14 protein-coding genes are annotated in these 15,734 nt (G+C 66.8%); 5 read left to right on the top strand and 9 right to left on the bottom strand.

The genetic code is table 11. From position 1 onward, the window contains the following. Nucleotides 1-464: 464 nt before the first annotated feature. Nucleotides 465-2,051 (bottom strand): gamma-glutamyltransferase, encoded by a 1,587-nt coding sequence (ggt, locus tag QX048_RS11275; protein WP_315718254.1) that lies wholly within the window; start codon nucleotides 2,049-2,051, stop codon nucleotides 465-467. Nucleotides 2,052-2,183: 132 nt separating this feature from the next. Here ggt and QX048_RS11270 point away from each other — a divergent pair, with 132 nt between their 5' ends. Both QX048_RS11270 and QX048_RS11265 read left to right on the top strand, forming a co-directional pair. Then, on the top strand, nucleotides 2,184-2,963 hold the full coding sequence (locus QX048_RS11270) for a rhodanese-related sulfurtransferase (RefSeq protein WP_316192139.1): 780 nt from the start codon (nucleotides 2,184-2,186) through the stop codon (nucleotides 2,961-2,963). Further along, nucleotides 2,950-3,177 (top strand): SlyX family protein, encoded by a 228-nt coding sequence (locus tag QX048_RS11265; RefSeq protein ID WP_316192140.1) that lies wholly within the window; start codon nucleotides 2,950-2,952, stop codon nucleotides 3,175-3,177. The genes QX048_RS11270 and QX048_RS11265 overlap by 14 nt, the downstream gene beginning before the upstream one ends. 13 nt (nucleotides 3,178-3,190) lie before the next feature. Here QX048_RS11265 and QX048_RS11260 read toward each other — a convergent pair whose 3' ends face one another. After that, a complete protein-coding gene (locus QX048_RS11260; RefSeq protein WP_315750357.1) occupies nucleotides 3,191-5,101 on the bottom strand; it encodes a diguanylate cyclase in 1,911 nt (636 codons plus the stop codon). 170 nt (nucleotides 5,102-5,271) lie between these two features. Continuing rightward, nucleotides 5,272-5,508, bottom strand: coding sequence for a hypothetical protein (locus QX048_RS11255; RefSeq protein WP_316167719.1), 237 nt, complete (start codon nucleotides 5,506-5,508; stop codon nucleotides 5,272-5,274). 197 nt (nucleotides 5,509-5,705) lie between these two features. Here QX048_RS11255 and hemE point away from each other — a divergent pair, with 197 nt between their 5' ends. Continuing rightward, nucleotides 5,706-6,737: a uroporphyrinogen decarboxylase gene (gene hemE, locus QX048_RS11250; protein WP_410052180.1), complete on the top strand. Its 1,032-nt coding sequence runs from the start codon at nucleotides 5,706-5,708 to the stop codon at nucleotides 6,735-6,737. A 4-nt stretch (nucleotides 6,738-6,741) separates the two neighbouring features. Here the strand turns inward: hemE and hemC are convergent, their stop codons facing one another. The 3 genes from hemC to QX048_RS11235 form a co-directional block, all read right to left on the bottom strand. Continuing rightward, on the bottom strand, nucleotides 6,742-7,719 hold the full coding sequence (gene hemC / locus QX048_RS11245; protein WP_315750355.1) for a hydroxymethylbilane synthase: 978 nt from the start codon (nucleotides 7,717-7,719) through the stop codon (nucleotides 6,742-6,744). Between the two features lie 15 nt (nucleotides 7,720-7,734). Further along, on the bottom strand, nucleotides 7,735-9,360 hold the full coding sequence (locus tag QX048_RS11240) for a choline dehydrogenase (protein WP_316192142.1): 1,626 nt from the start codon (nucleotides 9,358-9,360) through the stop codon (nucleotides 7,735-7,737). Nucleotides 9,361-9,457: 97 nt separating this feature from the next. After that, on the bottom strand, nucleotides 9,458-10,636 hold the full coding sequence (locus QX048_RS11235; RefSeq protein WP_316200703.1) for an acetate/propionate family kinase: 1,179 nt from the start codon (nucleotides 10,634-10,636) through the stop codon (nucleotides 9,458-9,460). Nucleotides 10,637-10,808: 172 nt separating this feature from the next. Here QX048_RS11235 and QX048_RS11230 point away from each other — a divergent pair, with 172 nt between their 5' ends. Both QX048_RS11230 and QX048_RS11225 read left to right on the top strand, forming a co-directional pair. Beyond that, complete coding sequence (locus tag QX048_RS11230) at nucleotides 10,809-11,843, top strand: cobalamin-independent methionine synthase II family protein (RefSeq protein ID WP_315750450.1); 1,035 nt, start codon at nucleotides 10,809-10,811, stop codon at nucleotides 11,841-11,843. Between the two features lie 139 nt (nucleotides 11,844-11,982). Then, entirely contained in the window at nucleotides 11,983-12,630 is a 648-nt protein-coding gene (locus QX048_RS11225; protein WP_315750352.1) for a hypothetical protein, read from the top strand. 12 nt (nucleotides 12,631-12,642) lie between these two features. Here QX048_RS11225 and QX048_RS11220 read toward each other — a convergent pair whose 3' ends face one another. The 3 genes from QX048_RS11220 to QX048_RS11210 are packed head-to-tail and all read right to left on the bottom strand — an operon-like array spanning nucleotide 12,643 to nucleotide 15,439. Next, complete coding sequence (locus QX048_RS11220) at nucleotides 12,643-13,623, bottom strand: PDR/VanB family oxidoreductase (RefSeq protein ID WP_315750351.1); 981 nt, start codon at nucleotides 13,621-13,623, stop codon at nucleotides 12,643-12,645. Nucleotides 13,624-13,633: 10 nt separating this feature from the next. Then, entirely contained in the window at nucleotides 13,634-14,389 is a 756-nt protein-coding gene (locus tag QX048_RS11215) for a GntR family transcriptional regulator (protein WP_315718241.1), read from the bottom strand. Nucleotides 14,390-14,395: 6 nt separating this feature from the next. Beyond that, entirely contained in the window at nucleotides 14,396-15,439 is a 1,044-nt protein-coding gene (locus tag QX048_RS11210; protein ID WP_315750350.1) for an aromatic ring-hydroxylating dioxygenase subunit alpha, read from the bottom strand. Between the last annotated feature and the right edge of the window lie 295 nt (nucleotides 15,440-15,734).

The following is a 15,734-nucleotide window of genomic DNA, read 5'->3' as shown; positions in this document are numbered from 1 at the left end:
TGGTACCTGCCGCCTGCATTTTTTTCGCAGGCGGGCCATGGGTGAGGCCTTCACCCGGCATTCCCTGCGCCCTCTGCCTTTCGAGAGGGACGAACTGATCGCAGACCTCGGGCGTCCGTGCCGCGAGAACGAGACCATGTGTCGATCGTTGTTTGAGCCGTGTATCCGCCCCCGTCCACCGCCGTCGTCCCGGACAAGCCGTGACGCGCGCCGGCGTGTCGCGGCGCCGATACGGGACCCATACGCCGCGGCGGACGTGACGTGCGAAGAACTAACGGCTGGCCTGCCTCAAACCACTGCCTGGGGTCATGGGTCCCGGCGCAAGGCCGGGACGACAGTGGTGTGTGGATGCAGCTTGCGTAGCCACCATCGTCATTGCGAGGAGCGAAGCGACGAAGCAATCCAGAGTGACAGCCACGGCTCTGGATCGCGTCGCTGCGCTCGCGATGACGAATGGCGCCGCCTCAATACCCCAGCGCGCAGCCGTCCTTGCGCGGGTCGGAGCCGCCGGTGAGCGTGCCCTTGTCCCAGTCGATCCAGATCGCCTGACCGCCGCCGAGCGGCGACACCACCTTGGTGGTCTTGTGGCCGATCTTCTGCAAGCCCTCGACCACCTCGGCCGGCACGCCGTCCTCGAGCTGATAGACGCCCTCGTAATGCAGACCCCTGGCCATATCGATCGCTTCCTGCACGTCGCAGCCGTAGTCGAGGATGTTGGTCAGAACGTGGGTCTGGCCGACCGGCTGATACTGGCCGCCCATGACGCCGAACGACATCTGGGCGCGGCCCGCCTTGGTGGCGAGCGCCGGAATGATCGTGTGCAGCGGACGCTTGCCCGGGCCGATGCAGTTCGGATGGCCCGGCTGGATGCGGAAGCCGCCGGCGCGGTTCTGCAGAAGCACGCCGGTCTCGTTGGAGACGATCGCCGAGCCGAACGAATGCGCGATCGAGTTGATGAAGGAGCAGACGTTGCGGTCGCGGTCGACGACCGTGATGTAGACGGTCTCCGGATTCATCGGCGGCGCGACGTTCGGCAGGTCGAGCAGCTTGTCGAGGCTGATCTGCGAGATGTACTCGTCGGCGAACTCCTTGGCGAGGATGCTCGCGACCTCGGTCGTCATGTGCGCGGGATCGCCGATGTGCTGCTCGCGCATCATGTAGGCGATACGGGCGGCCTCGGCCTCGAGGTGGAAGCGCTCGACGCTGAGCGGATCGATGCGCGTGAGGTCGAAGCGCGAGAGGATGTTGAGCATCACCAGCATGGTGATGCCCGGACCGTTGGGCGGGCACTGCCAGACGTCGTAATCCTTGTAGGTGGTGCCGATCGGCGAGGTCACCTCGGTCTGGTGGTTGGCGAAATCCTCCAAGGTGTGCAGGCCGCCGATGCCGCGCAGGGTCTGCACCATGTCCTCGGCGACGGCACCGGTGTAGAAGCCCTTCGCCCCCTCCTTGGCGATGACGCGCAGGGTCTGCGCCAGCTCCGGCTGGCGGATCACGTCACCGACCGCTGCCGCCTTGCCATGCGGCAGAAAGTAGCGCGCGGTGTTGGTGCCGTTCTTGAGCTTCTCGAACTGGTTGTTCCAGTCGAACGCGACACGCGGCGCCACCACATAGCCGTCCTCCGCGGCGCGGATCGCGGGCTGCAGCAGCCGGTCGAGCCCGAGCCGGCCGTGGTCGCGCAGGATGCGGTCCCAGGCATCGATCGCGCCGGGGACGGACACCGCATGGGCCGAGGTCAGGGGGACCGAATGGATCTTGCGCTCGAGGTACCAGTCCACGGTCGCGGCGGCGGGCGCCCGACCCGAGCCGTTATAGGCCATGATCCGGCTTTCGCCCCTGGGCTGTACCAAGGCGAAGCAGTCGCCGCCGATGCCGGTCGATTGCGGCTCGATCACGCCGAGCAGGGCGCAGGCTGCCACCGCGGCGTCGGCCGCGGTGCCCCCGGCCCGCAGCACCTCGATCCCGGCCAGCGCCGCCTGCGGGTGCGATGTCGCGATCATTCCGTTCTGGGCGTGGACCGTCGACCTGCCTGGGAAGTGGAAGCTTCTCATCGTTGCTCGCTGCGTGATCGTGTGGTGGTTGGAATACCAGTGCTGGCCGGCTACATCGCACATTCCTTCCAGGCTCGGCAATGCCCGGGGATACCAGCTTTTCTATGGTCAGCTCTGCTGGTAAACGGCCGCATGCCCCTCGCCGTCGCCGCCTTCTATCAGTTCGTCACCCTGCCGGATTTTCGCGACCTGCGCGCGCCGCTCCACGCCTTTTGCGCCGAGCGCGGCATCAGGGGCAGCGTCCTGCTGGCCGAGGAGGGCATCAACGGCACCGTGGCGGGGACCGAGCCGGCAATTGCCGCCCTGGTAGGCGCGTTTCGCGACGGAACGCTGTTCGCCGGCCGGCTGGACAATCTGGAGCTGAAATACTCGCGCGCCACGGCCATGCCGTTCCGGCGCCTCAAGGTGCGGCTGAAGCGGGAGATCGTGACGCTCGGCGATCCCGCCGCCGATCCGACCCGGCAGGTCGGGACCTATGTCAATCCCGCCGATTGGAACGCGCTGATCGCCGCGCCGGATACCATCGTGCTCGACACCCGGAATGCGTTCGAGGTGGCGATGGGGACGTTCGAAGGCGCGGTCGATCCAGGCCTGCAGAGCTTCGGGCAGTTCAAGGATTTTGCAGAACGCGCACTCGATCCTGCCAAGCACAAGCGGATCGCGATGTTCTGCACCGGCGGCATCCGCTGCGAGAAGGCGAGCGCGCTGCTGCTGGCGCGCGGCTTTTCCGAGGTCTACCACCTCAAGGGGGGCATCCTGAAGTATCTCGAGGAGATCCCGGAATCCGAGAGCCGCTGGCGCGGCGGCTGTTTCGTGTTCGACGACCGGGTGGCGCTCGGTCACGGGCTGCGGGAGCACAGCAAGGCCACCATCAAGGCCGTTCCGGAGGGCGCACGCGATGAGCAGTTCTGAGCCATCCAACGCGGAGCTCGCTGAGCGGATCGACACGCTGGAGATGCGCCTCACCTTCCAGGACGACACGATCGAGACGCTGAACCAGACCATCACTGCGCAGTGGCGCGAGATCGACGCGCTGAAGCGGCGGATCGCCCTGCTGGTCGAGCGGCTTGAGGACGCGCAAGGCAACGCCGAGGGGCCGCGCAATGAGCCTCCGCCGCACTACTGAGCGGGCGGCGATCTCAGGCCGGGACGGTCGCCGGCGCCTTGCCGGCGGGCAGATCGATCACCTCGCCGGCCATGATCAGACGGTCGCGGCCGGCGTCCTTGGCGGCATAGAGCGCGCGGTCGGCCGCCTCGATCAGCGAGGCCGGGCCGGCGGAGCGCTCGAAGCCCGGCCGGCACACCGCGCCGCCGATGCTGGCGGTGACGATGCCCACCGGGTTGTGATCGTGGACGATGCGGGCCTCGTGCAGTGCCCGCCTGATCCGCTCGCCGAGCCTGGCGCAGCCCCCGGCATCGGTGTTCGGCAGCAGGACGGCGAACTCCTCGCCGCCGTAGCGGGCCGCCAGATCCGAGCTGCGCTGCGCCTCGTCGGCCAGAATGCCGGCCACGGTGTGCAGGCATTCGTCGCCGGCCGGGTGGCCATAGGCGTCGTTGAAGGCCTTGAAGTGGTCGATGTCGATCATCAGCAGCGCCAGCGAAGTCTTGTCGCGGTAGGCCCTGCCCCACTCCTCCAGCAGCCGCTCGTCGAACCGGCGGCGGTTGGCGAGCCCGGTGAGGCCGTCCTCGATGGCCAGCGTCTCGAGCCGGCCCTGCAGCGTCTTCTGCTGCGTCACGTCGCGGGTGACGGCGACGAAGCCGTCGAGCGCGCCATCCGGCTGACGGGTGGCGCGGATCGTGGTCTCGACCCAGATCTCAGATTTGTCGCGGCGACGCATGCGATAGGTGGCGCGCGCCTCGTCGACGGCGCCCCTCCTGAGCTGATCGAGGATCTCCTGCAGTTGCGGGCGATCGAGCGGATGCACACCGGACAGCGCGCGCTTGCCCAGGAGCTGCGACGGGTGCCAGCCCAGCACGCGCATGGTCGACGGCGAAACGTAGCCGATGCAGTCGTCCAGCTCGATCCGCGTCACGATGTCGCTGGAGCCTTCGGCGAGCAACCTGAAGTTCTCCTCCTTTGCCGCCAGCGCCGCGGCGAGCTGCTGCCGCTGCAGCAACTGCTTCGCGAGGAAGATGCCGATCGCGATGACCAGCGCAACCAGACAGACCAGCACCGTCAGCCGGACCAGCGCGTCACGCGTCCATTCCGCCAGGACCTCCGCCTCGGTGCGCGTCACGAGAATGAGGAACGGATAGCGCTGCGCGTGCTGATAGAACCCGATGCGTTCGGACGGTTCGCCGAGCCGCCGGAAATGCAACGGCCCCGACGCCGGATGATAGGGTATCGCTTCAGGTATGGGGCGCCCAAGCGTCCGCGGGTCCGGTTCCGCATTGTCGGCGAGGACGGCTCCGTCACGGCTCATCAGGCTGATCGTGCCCTGACGACCGACGGCAAACTGACGGTAGAACTGAGCAAAATAGGCAACGTCGATGGTTGCCAGCACGACGCCGCCGAACCGGCCATCCGCGTGATTCCAGCGCCGCGACAGGGTGATGACCCATTGACCGCCGGCCCTGCTCTGCACCGGACGACCGATCAGCAGGGAGCGATCGGCCGAAATCCTGTGGTGTGCGAAGTAGTCGCGATCGGCATTGTTGTAGTTGGTGAGCGTGACGTCCTCGGTGGTGGCAAGCCAGTCGCCGTTTTCGCCATAGGCGAAGATGCCCCGGATGCGGCCGAGATTGGCCTTCCTCGTCTTCAGAATCGTCTGCAGTCGGGCGATCGCACCGGGCTTGCCGTCATCGGTCTCGAGCGCGGCGACGACGCCGCGCAACAGCGAATCCGCAAGCTCGAAGGTATCCTCGACGTGCTGGGTGAGCGAGTGAGCGAGGTTGCCGAGATCGGTTTCGGCATTGCGTACCTCCGCCTGTCGGGAAGTCCATTCGCCCCATACGCTGTAAGCGAGAATCGTGACCGACACGAGCGCAAGCACGCCAGCCGCCCACATTGGCAGGCGGCTTCGATCAACTCTGGTCGCACCAATGTCCATTCCGCGGGACTCTCCGGACGCCGCGAGAGTCCCATGGACATCTTATTTAACTCTGAAATGCGATTGGTCCGAGGGCGTCCGCACCGACCCGTAAGACTACGGCCGCTCCCGTACTACTACGGACAAACAACGGCGGCGCCACGCTCGAGGCGGGCGTTTAGCCTGTTAGTTCAGCGAACGAACACCGATCGCACCTTTTCCCAAAGCGATGGCGAATGGTCCAGGTTAACGTCATCGCCCTTCACGCGGGTCGTCGAGGGCTGCTGCAGGCTCACCGGATCCGATGCCGGAAACGTGTCCATCAGTCCCTTGTCGAGCTGCGTTGCAGTCGCACGGTCGAGACGCGCAGCTTCGCGCGGATCGACCGCGTGCTTGTCGTGCGGCGCGGGATTGAATTTCTCAGCCATGATCGATCTCCCTGTGGAACGACAACGCAGGGGCGACGGACGTGTTCCCCTCGATGTGACGTCCCGCAACTGTGGGGACGATCGCATCTCCGGCGACTCCCGAGCCGATATGACCTTGGCCGGAACCGCGTGGGCATGTATCACGGACGGTAAACTGTTCCCGAAGGTTGCGGAGCCCGAGCGTGAGTGAGACTGCCGTGAACAAGCCTTTCATCGACGTGCTGGCCGGTCGGCGCCAGAGCGTGCCTCCGGTGTGGATGATGCGGCAGGCCGGCCGCTATTTGCCGGAGTACCGCGAGGTCCGCGCCAAGGCCGGCGGCTTTCTCGACCTCTGCTTCAATCCCGAGCTCGCGGCTGAAGTGACGCTGCAGCCGATCCGGCGCTTCGGCTTCGATGCGGCGATCATCTTTTCCGACATTCTGGTGATCCCGCATGCGCTCGGCCGCGGCGTCCGCTTCGAGGTCGGCGAGGGCCCGCGGCTCGACCCGCTCGATACGCCGGAGAAGATCGCGACGCTGTCGGCGAAGGCAGATTTGTCGAAGCTGCAAGCGGTGTTCGAGGCGCTGCGCCGGGTGCGGGCCGAGCTGCCACCGAGCACCGCCCTGATCGGCTTTTGCGGCGCCCCGTGGACGGTCGCGACCTACATGGTCGCGGGCCAAGGCACGCCCGACCAGGCACCGGCGCGGCTGCTGGCCTATCGCCATCCCGAGGCGTTCGGCACGATCATCGACGCGCTGGTCGACAGCTCGATCGGCTATCTCTTGAAGCAGCTGGAGGCCGGAGCCGACGCGCTGCAGATCTTCGACACCTGGGCCGGGGTGCTGTCGCCGCGCGAGTTCGCGCGCTGGTCCGTCGCGCCGACGCGACGCATCGTCGAGGGCGTGCGCAAGGCGCGGCCGGATGCGAAGATCATCGGCTTTCCGCGCGGCGCCGGTGCATTGCTGCCGGGCTACGTCGCCGAGACCGGAATCGATGCCGTCAGCATCGACTGGACGGCGGAGCCGGGCCTCGTGCGCGAGCGGGTGCAGAGCAAGGTCGCGGTGCAGGGCAATCTCGATCCGCTGGCGCTGCTCACTGGGGGCGCGGCGCTCGACCAGGCGGTCGATGACGTGCTGGCGAGCTATTCCGGTGGACGGCACATCTTCAACCTCGGCCACGGCATCCTGCCGGAGACGCCGATCGCCCATGTGGAGCAGATGCTGGCGCGGGTGCGCGCCTACAAGGGATGACTTGCTAGCGCGGCCGGCTGCGCTCGATCAGCTCGGCCGCGCCGTTGGCGAGCAGCTCGAGCCCGACCGCCCGGCCGAGCTCGCGCGGACGATCCGCCGGCGCCGAGCGCTGTGCTTCAATGAAGCGGCCGCCGTCCTCGTCGAGCACCGAGGCGGTCAGCGTCAGCTGTTCGCCGTCGATGGTCGAAAATCCTGCGATCGGCGAGTTGCAGTGGCCGTTGAGCACCCACAGCACCTCGCGCTCGGCGTCGGCGCAGGTCCGCGCCGCTGCATCGTCGATCGTCGCCAGGATGCGCCGCGTCTCCCAATCGGAGGCAGGGCACTCGACGGCGACGATGCCCTGCCCGACCGCCGGCAGCATGTCGGCGACCGGGAAGTCGTACGAGGCGCGATCAGAAAGACCGACCCGCTCCAGCCCGGAGCGCGCCATGATCAGCGCATCGGCCGGTCCCACGGCGCCGCCATCCGGCAGCCGCTGCAGCTCGCCATTGTCGAGCTTGCGGATGCGGGTGTCGGCCGCGCCGCGGAAATGGATCAGCTCGGCGTGCGGAAACAGCCGCCGCGCATAGGCGGCCCGGCGCACGGCGTTGGTGCCGATCTTGAAGCCCCGGCCGCCATCGTTGCGGAATTGGTCCAGCGACAGCCCGCGCCGCAGCACCAGCACGTCGCCCGGCGGATCGCGCGACAGCAGCGCGGCAACCACCAGACCGGGCGTCTCCTCATTGCCCGGCATGTCCTTCAGCGAGTGCATCGCTGCATGCAGCCGGCCGTCCAGCATGGCACGGCGGATCTCGGCCACGAACGCGCCACCCTTGCCGCCGTGGGTGAGCAGCTTGCTGGTCTGGTCGGAATCGCCCGTCGTCTCGAACTTGACGATCTCGATGTCGAGCGACGGAATCGCCGCCTGCAGCCGACGGGCGATCTCCTCCGTCTGCGCCAAGGCCATCGTGCTCTTGCGGGTGCCGATCCGGAAACGTGTCACGAACTCATTCCTGCGTCAGCGCGCGTCCTGCAAGATCATGTCGGAGGCCTTCTCCGCGATCATGATGACCGGCGCGTTGGTGTTGCCCGAAACCAGATCCGGCATGATCGAGGCATCGACCACGCGCAGGCCGTCGACGCCGCGCACCCGCAGGCGTTGATCGACCACGGCGGCAGCATCGGTCCCCATCCGGCAGGTCGAGGTCGGATGGTAGATCGTGCTGCCGGTCTGCCGGCAATAGGCCAGGATGTCGTCATCGCTCACGATCTTGGACCCGGGATAGGCTTCATCCGAGACATACGGCTTCAGCGCCGGTGCCGCCAGGATTTTCCGCAGGATCCTGAGGCCCTCGATGTTGGCCCGCCGGTCGGTTTCACTGGCGAGATAATTGATGCGGATTTCCGGCGGCACCGTCGGATCCGCGCTCCTGATCCGCAGCGAACCGCGGCTTTCGGGCCTGAGCTGGCAGACCGAGGCGGTGAAGCCGGAGAAGGTGTGCAACTTCTCGCCCATCTTGTCGGTCGAGAACGGGATGAAGTGGATCTGGATGTCCGGGCTCACGAGCCGCGGATCGGTCTTGAAGAACGCGCCGGCCGTACCCGCAGCGATCGTCAGCGGACCGTTGCGGAAGGCCGCATAGCGTACGCCAGCCAGCACCTTGCGCACCGGATTGTTGACGATGTCGTTCAGTGTGATGCGCTGGCTGCAGCGCATCACGATGCGCACCTGCAGATGGTCCTGCAGGTCACTTCCGACACCGGGCGCATCGAGGACCACGTCGAGGCCGTGCTGCTTCAGCAACTCGGCCGGACCGACCCCGGACAGCTGCAGCAGTTGCGGCGAGTTGTAGGCGCCGCTCGACACCAGAATCTCCTTGCGAGCGCGGGCCGTCCGCATTCGGCCGCGCTGGCTGAACGTGACGCCGCGGGCCCGGCGCCCCTCGAACAAAATCCGCTGGGCCAGCGCGTCGGTCTCGACGTGGAGGTTGCTGCGGCCGAGCGCCGGCCGCAGGTAAGAGGCCGCGCTGCTGGCGCGGCGGCCGCGACGGGTCGTCGTCTGGAAGAACCCCGCCCCCTCCTGGCTCGCACCATTGAAGTCGCCATTGAAGGGCAACCCGGCCTCGACCGCCGCTTTCACGAAGGCTTCAGACAACGGGTCCTCGTGCCGCCAGTCGGACACTGGCAGCGGGCCGTCGACGCCGTGGTAGTCGTCGGCGCCGCGGGACTGATTTTCCGCCCGCTTGAAATAGGACAGCACGTCGTCATAGCCCCAGCCGACATTGCCGCGCTGGCGCCAGCGGTCGTAATCCTCGTGCTGGCCGCGCACGTAGAGCAGGCCGTTGATCGAGCTGGAGCCACCGAGCACCTTGCCGCGCGGCTGGAACACGGAGCGGCCGTCGAGTCCGGGCTCCGGCTCGGTCTGGTACATCCAGTTGACGGTCTTTTCCTTGAACAGCTTGCCGTAGCCGAGCGGGACGTGGATCCAGATGTTGGTGTCCTTTGGACCGGCCTCGAGCAGCAGCACCGTGTGCTTGCCGTCGCTGCTGAGCCTGTTGGCGAGAACGCAGCCGGCCGAGCCGGCACCGACCACGACGTAGTCGAACTCGATGTCCGCCTCACGCAACACCACGCTGCCTTCCATCGCTTCCCCACCGGCCTTGTTGTTCTTTCATCCTCGATGATACCAAAACGCAAGGACATGCAAGCGGCAAATCAGCAGGTCTGGTCGGCCATCTCAGTCATTGCGGCCTCAACAGGCGCGCGGCGTGCCGCGCGATCATCATTTCCTCATTGGTGTGGACCACGCGCACGCGCACCTGCGATCGATCCGAAGATATCAACGAATGGTTCGCACGATTGCGGTCCTCGTCCAGCGCGATCCCGAGCCATTCGAAGCCTTGGCAGACGCGCTGGCGAATGTGCCATGCATGCTCGCCGATACCGCCGCAGAACACGACCGCGTCGATGCCCGAGAGGACCGCGGCCATGGCGCCGAGCTCGCGCCTGATGCGGTCGACGAAGTAGTCGATCGCCTGCCGCGCCTCCGGCGTGCCGGCGGCCTCCAATTCGCGCATGTCCTGCGACAATCCCGACAATCCCTTCAGGCCCGAATGATTGTAGAGGAGATCGGTGACCGCCGCAGCCGTCATGCGCTTCTCCTGAAGCAGATAGAGAACGACGCCAGGGTCGAGCTGACCGCAGCGCGTGCCCATCGGCAGGCCGTCGAGTGCCGTGAAGCCCATCGACGAACCGATACTCTGCCCATCCCGGATCGCACACATCGAGGCACCGTTGCCGAGATGCATCACGACCACCCGGCCCTTCTCGTCGAGCGGAGCGATCTCCTTCAATCGCGAAACGACGTATTCATAGGATAGGCCGTGAAAGCCGTAGCGGCGGATGCCTTGGTCGTAGAACTCACGCGGCAAGGCATAGGTATCATTGACCCAGGGGTGCGAACGATGGAACGCCGTGTCGAAACATGCGACCTGCACGGCGCTAGGAAAGGCGCGATGGGCGGCGCGGATACCGGAGAGATTGTGAGGCTGGTGCAACGGCGCCAGCGGAATGAGCTTCTGCAGATCATTCAGAACATCGTCATTGACGACGATCGGCTGCGTGAAAGCGAGCCCGCCATGGACGACGCGATGACCGACGGCGTCGACTTCGGTGCGCCCGATGGCGCGCTGCAGTACCTCGAGCACGACGCCGAGAGCTGCCTCGTGATCGGTGGCGCTCGCTGCATCGAGGCGTTCATCGGCCAGCGGAGCGCCCCTCAGCTTCGCTTCGAGATGCGGCGCGGCACTGCCAAGCCCTTCGATCTGGCCATACACGGTCTCCACAAGGTCGGCATCTTCCTCGAACAAGGCGAACTTGATCGAGGATGAGCCGGAGTTGAGGATCAGGATGTGTTGCATCGGTGATGCCGCCTCGTGACGAAGGATGAACTGATAAACTGCAGAAAATACGAACTATTTCCATGACGATCCGAAGACGAACAAAACGCTAGGTTGTATTCTGGCGCCGAGATGACCGTCTGCCGTCATATCAGGGGTTGAGTCGGACCCGCGGGAGGGCCACTGCGTGAATATGCCTCGACATCTCCTGCCGACCACCGTGGTCGGAAGCTACCCGCAGCCGGATTGGCTGGTTGATCGCGCAATGCTCTCGAAGTCCGTTCCCCGCATTCGCATGCAGGGCATGTGGCGCATTCCCCGGCCGCTGCTCGACGACGCTCAGGACGATGCGACCATCGTCGCGATCCACGACATGGAACAGGCGGGGATCGACATCGTATCGGATGGCGAGATCCGGCGCGAAAGCTACTCCAACCGGTTCGCGACCGCGCTCGACGGCGTCGATGCCGACAATCCCGCCATCATCATCTCGCCGTCCGGGATCAAGACGCCAGTGCCGCGCGTCGCCGGTCCGATCACGCGGACGCACCCGGTCGAGCTGCGCGACATGGAGTTCCTCCGCCATAACACCAAGCGTGCCGCCAAGATCACGCTGCCCGGGCCGTTCACATTGAGCCAGCAGGCCCAGGACGATTTCTACGGCGACGACGAGGCACTCGCCATGGCTTTCGCCGAGGTCGTCAATGCCGAGGCCCGCGACCTGCAACGCGCCGGCGCCGACGTCATCCAGCTCGACGAGCCCTGGGTCCGCAACAATCCGCAGGCGGCGCGGCGCTATGCCGTCAAAGCGATCAACCGGGCTCTGGATCATATTACGGTGCCCACCATCGTTCACGTCTGCTTCGGTTATGCCGCCATCGTGCCGGGCTCCAGCAAACCGAGCGGATATGCGTTCCTGGCCGAGCTTGCCGATTGCCACGCCGCGCAGATCGCTATCGAGGCGGCGCAGCCGCGGCTCGACCTCGGCGTTCTCAGGGATCTCTCGACCAAGACCATCGTGCTAGGCGTCCTCGATCTCGGCAATCCCGAGGTCGAGCCGGTCGCGGTCGTCGCCGAGCGCATCCGCAACGGCCTCAAAGTGGTGGCGCCGGAGCGGCTGGTCGTGGCGCCGGACTGTGGCATGAAATATCTGCCGCGTGCGACCGCTTTCGGGAAATTGAAGGCGATGTGCGCGGCGGCGGCGCGGGTGCGCGAGGAGCTCGCCTGAAAGCCCAATGTGGCAGATGCGGCGCATGTCAGGCGCGACCGCTCCACGATGGCGCCACCCTGCAAACCCATTTCCGGAATAAGGCAGGCGGTGAGCGCCGGGGGTCGGCTGGCCCGATTTCGTCGCGAGGGAGGCTCCGATGGCCGTCTGCATCACGTCGAGGAACGTCGCCGCCGCGATCGGCATGCTTGCTGGCGCAGCGGCGAGCGGGACCGCGATGGCCGACCCGCTCGACGACATCATGGGCGGCCTGATGCGCGACGCGCGCAGCTCGTTTGCGCGGATGGTGCCGATCGGGCTCGTACCGACCATGCCATCGCTCCAGCCGCCTCCCATCCAGCAGCCAACGGCACTGCCACCATCCTCTCGGCCCGCGCTCCCGCCCCAGGCTCAGGCCGTCAAGCCGCAGGCGGTAGCGAAACCATTGCGCCCCCGACCGCCGCTCAGTCCCGCCGCGGCGACGTTGGCGGCTGCCGATGCTGCCGAGACGGTCGCCGACGCCAATCTCGATGCGGCGCTGGCGGCCAACGAGAAGGCCATTTCCGACCGCGACGTGGCGGAGGCGCTGGCGAAGGCCAATCCCACCGCAGCCAACATCGCGGCGGCCAAGGCCGCGGCCGAGGCGGCGTACACCGCCGAAGCGAACCTCACCGACGCGCTGTTGGCCGACAAGGAGACCGATGCACGTCTGAAGGCCGCACGCGCCGCCGTCGCAGCGCAGCAGAGCGGCCGGAAGTCCTCAGGCAAGCCGCCGTCGGCGACGCCGGTCAGCCTCGCCGACAAGTAGCCGGCGGCGCACTCACAGCGCGTCGGCCCGCTCCAGCGTGTCGATCGTGACCACGCCGTGGGCGCGGGAAACGCAGGCGCAGAGCTTGCGGCTGTCGTGCTTCTGCTCGGCGCTGAAGAACACGTCGCGATGATCGATCTCGCCCTCGACTTCGACCACATCGACCGCGCAGACGCCGCACTCGCCGCGCCGGCAATCCGCCATGACCTCGTGACCGGCGGCATTCAGCACGTCGAGCATCGAGCGGTCGCGCGGCACAACGATCTCTTCGCCGCTGTCGCGCAGCCGGACCTTGAACGGCTCGGTCGACAGCCGGCCGCTCGATCCGAACGTTTCATAGCTGAGATCGGCCGGCACGCGGCCGCACGCCGCCCACGCGCTGCGCGCGGCATCCAGCATCCGCATCGGTCCGCAGAACAGCACGGCTGCTCCGGACGGCAGACTCGAAAAAAGATCGGACAGGTCAAGCCGCTGCGACTGGTCCGCGGCATACACCGTGAGACGGTCGCCGAGCAGCGCCGCGAGCTCATCGACATAGGCCGCATCACCGCGCGATCGCACCGCATAGTGCAGCGAGACGTTCGGCGTCTTGCGCAGCAGCGCGTGCGCTGCTCCGACCAGCGGCGTGATGCCGATGCCGCCGGCGACCAGACAATAATGCAGACGCTGCCAATCGACCTGCAGCAGCGAGGTCGGGCTCGCCACATCCAGCCGGGCGCCGGGCTGCAGCGACCACAGATAGCGCGACCCGCCGCGGGAATCCTCGGCGAAGCGCACGGCGATCCGGTAGCCACGCGGGTCCGCCTCGCCGACCAGCGAATAGGAGCGGACATCGGGCTGGCCGGCGGCGAGGACGCCGACCTTGATGTGGCTGCCGACCGGATAGGGCGCGCAGACATAGCCGTCGGGCCGCAGGATGAATTCGCGGATGCCCGGCGCAAGGTCGCGTGTCGAGACCAGGGTCGCAGGCGACCAATTGTCCTGGAAACGCATGATCGCCTCCTCAGCCGTTGATCTGCGTCTTGATCAGCACCGCCGCAGGCACCAGGTCCATCGGACCACGCGCCTTCACGGCGAGCCGCAGGTTGCGGGCCGCCAGCCGGGCATGCTCGCGCATGATGCTCTCGGCTCGGGCGCCCTCGCGGTTCTCGATCGCATCGATGACGATGCGGTGATGCTCCTGCGCGACCACCAGGATGTGACGCGCCTCCGGCAGCGCCGATTGCGCCATCACGAAGCCGCTCGGCGAGGCGAACGGCAGCGCGCTGGCGCGGTCGACCTGGCGGATCACCGGCGGGCTGCGCGACAGTTCGGCCAGCAGGGCATGAAAGCGCGCGTTCAGCGCCACATAGGCCGAGAACGCGTCGAACGAGAGCTCGGCCGGCGCGATCAGCTCGTCGATCTGGGCGAGGCACTCGCGCATCGGCTCGGTGTCGCGCACGGACACGCCGCGCTCGGCGGCGAGCCGCGCCGCCAGTCCTTCCATCGTGCCGCGCACCTCGATGGAGTCGAGCACGTCGCGCTCGGAGAACGATTTCACCATGAAGCCGCCGGACGGAATGGCCTCGAGCAGCCCCTCCTCCTCGAGCCGCACCAACGCCATGCGCACCGGCGTGCGCGAGACGCCGGCGGCCTCCACCGCCTGCAGCTCGGAGATGCGCTCGCCGGGGCGCAAGCCGCCGGTGAGGATCAGGTCGCGCAAGGTGAGCTGCGCACGTACGGTCTGCGAGATCGAACGCTCGCTGTCACGCTCGGCCATTCCATTCTACTCCGCGGCTTCACGCAGCGGCGTTTCGCGCGCGATCATCCGATCGATGATCCGCCGTGCCCACATTGCGCCTGCATCGATGTTGAGGTTGTAGAACACGCGTCCCGGATTCTCGTCCATCGCGCGCTGCTGCGCTTCCAGGATCAGCTCGTCTTCGCGGAAGATGCCCGACACGCCCTCGCGGATCTCCGTCGTCAGCCGCTGCTCGGGGAGCTGGTAGTTGCGGGCGAACGCCCAGAAATAGTGGCAGGTCTTGTCGGTCTCCGGCGTGATGGTGTTGAGCACCATGCCGTTGACGCCCTGCGAGCGGTCGCCCTCCGGCGCGCCCGTGCCGGCCGGTGCGACGCCGACGTCGATCGTCACCGTGCACGGCGCTTCGAAGCGGATGATCTGCCAGCGGTCCACCAGACCGGGCTTGCCGAGCTGCTTCGCCCAGAACGGCGGCGGCTCGATGCCGCGCATCCAGCGCGTCACGGTCGCGGTGCGCTCGCCATGGGTGACGTCGAACGGCGCTTCCGCCACCGCGTCGTTGCCGATCGACGAGCCGTGCACGAAGGTCTCGTGCGTGAGGTCCATCAGATTGTCGACCACCAGCCGGTAGTCGCATTTGACGTGGATGGTCTTGCCATCGCCGGCCCAGGCCGGATCGTGATTCCAGTGCATGTCGGGAATGGCAGCCGGATCGGCCAGCGCCGGATCGCCCATCCACAGCCAGATGAACCGATGCCGCTCGACCGCCGGATAGGCACGTACGCAGGCCGAGGGGTTGATGGTCTCCTGCGACGGCATGAACGTGCAGCGGCCCTGCGGGCTGAATTTCAAGCCGTGATAGCCGCAAACGACGGTGTCGCCTTCCAGCCGGCCCTTGGACAGCGGCACCAGCCGGTGCCAGCAGGCATCTTCGAGCGCGGCGATGGTGCCGTCGGCCTTGCGGAACATCACGACGTGCTTGCCGCAGATCGTCCGCGGCAGCAGGGCCTGCTTGACCTCGGCGTCCCAGGCCGCGGCGTACCAGGCATTCATCGGAAAAGAAGCGGCCATGGCGTGTCCTCGTGGCGGTATACTTCTAGCTGGTCATTGTATACAGCAAACGAGGGAGGAGGCGCAAGTTCCGCCTTCTCCCGGCGGAAAACCGCCAATCCTGTATACAATAGCCGCACGACGGTTCCGCTCCAAGGAACAAGGCTGACAGACAATCCCTTCTGATTCAAGCACTTGCGCTGATTCCGCTAGGCACTCCGAAAAAGACTCACCCGCTCGGTAACGGCCCCAGAGATCCGCCGGATCAGCCCCCTCGGCGAGAGCTGTTCCGTTCGGAGCGCGGCACCGGCGACGC

It is taken from the genome of Bradyrhizobium sp. SZCCHNS30572 (assembly GCF_032484415.1).
Lineage (GTDB): Bacteria > Pseudomonadota > Alphaproteobacteria > Rhizobiales > Xanthobacteraceae > Bradyrhizobium.
This window is presented reverse-complemented; position numbering and strand designations above follow the sequence as displayed.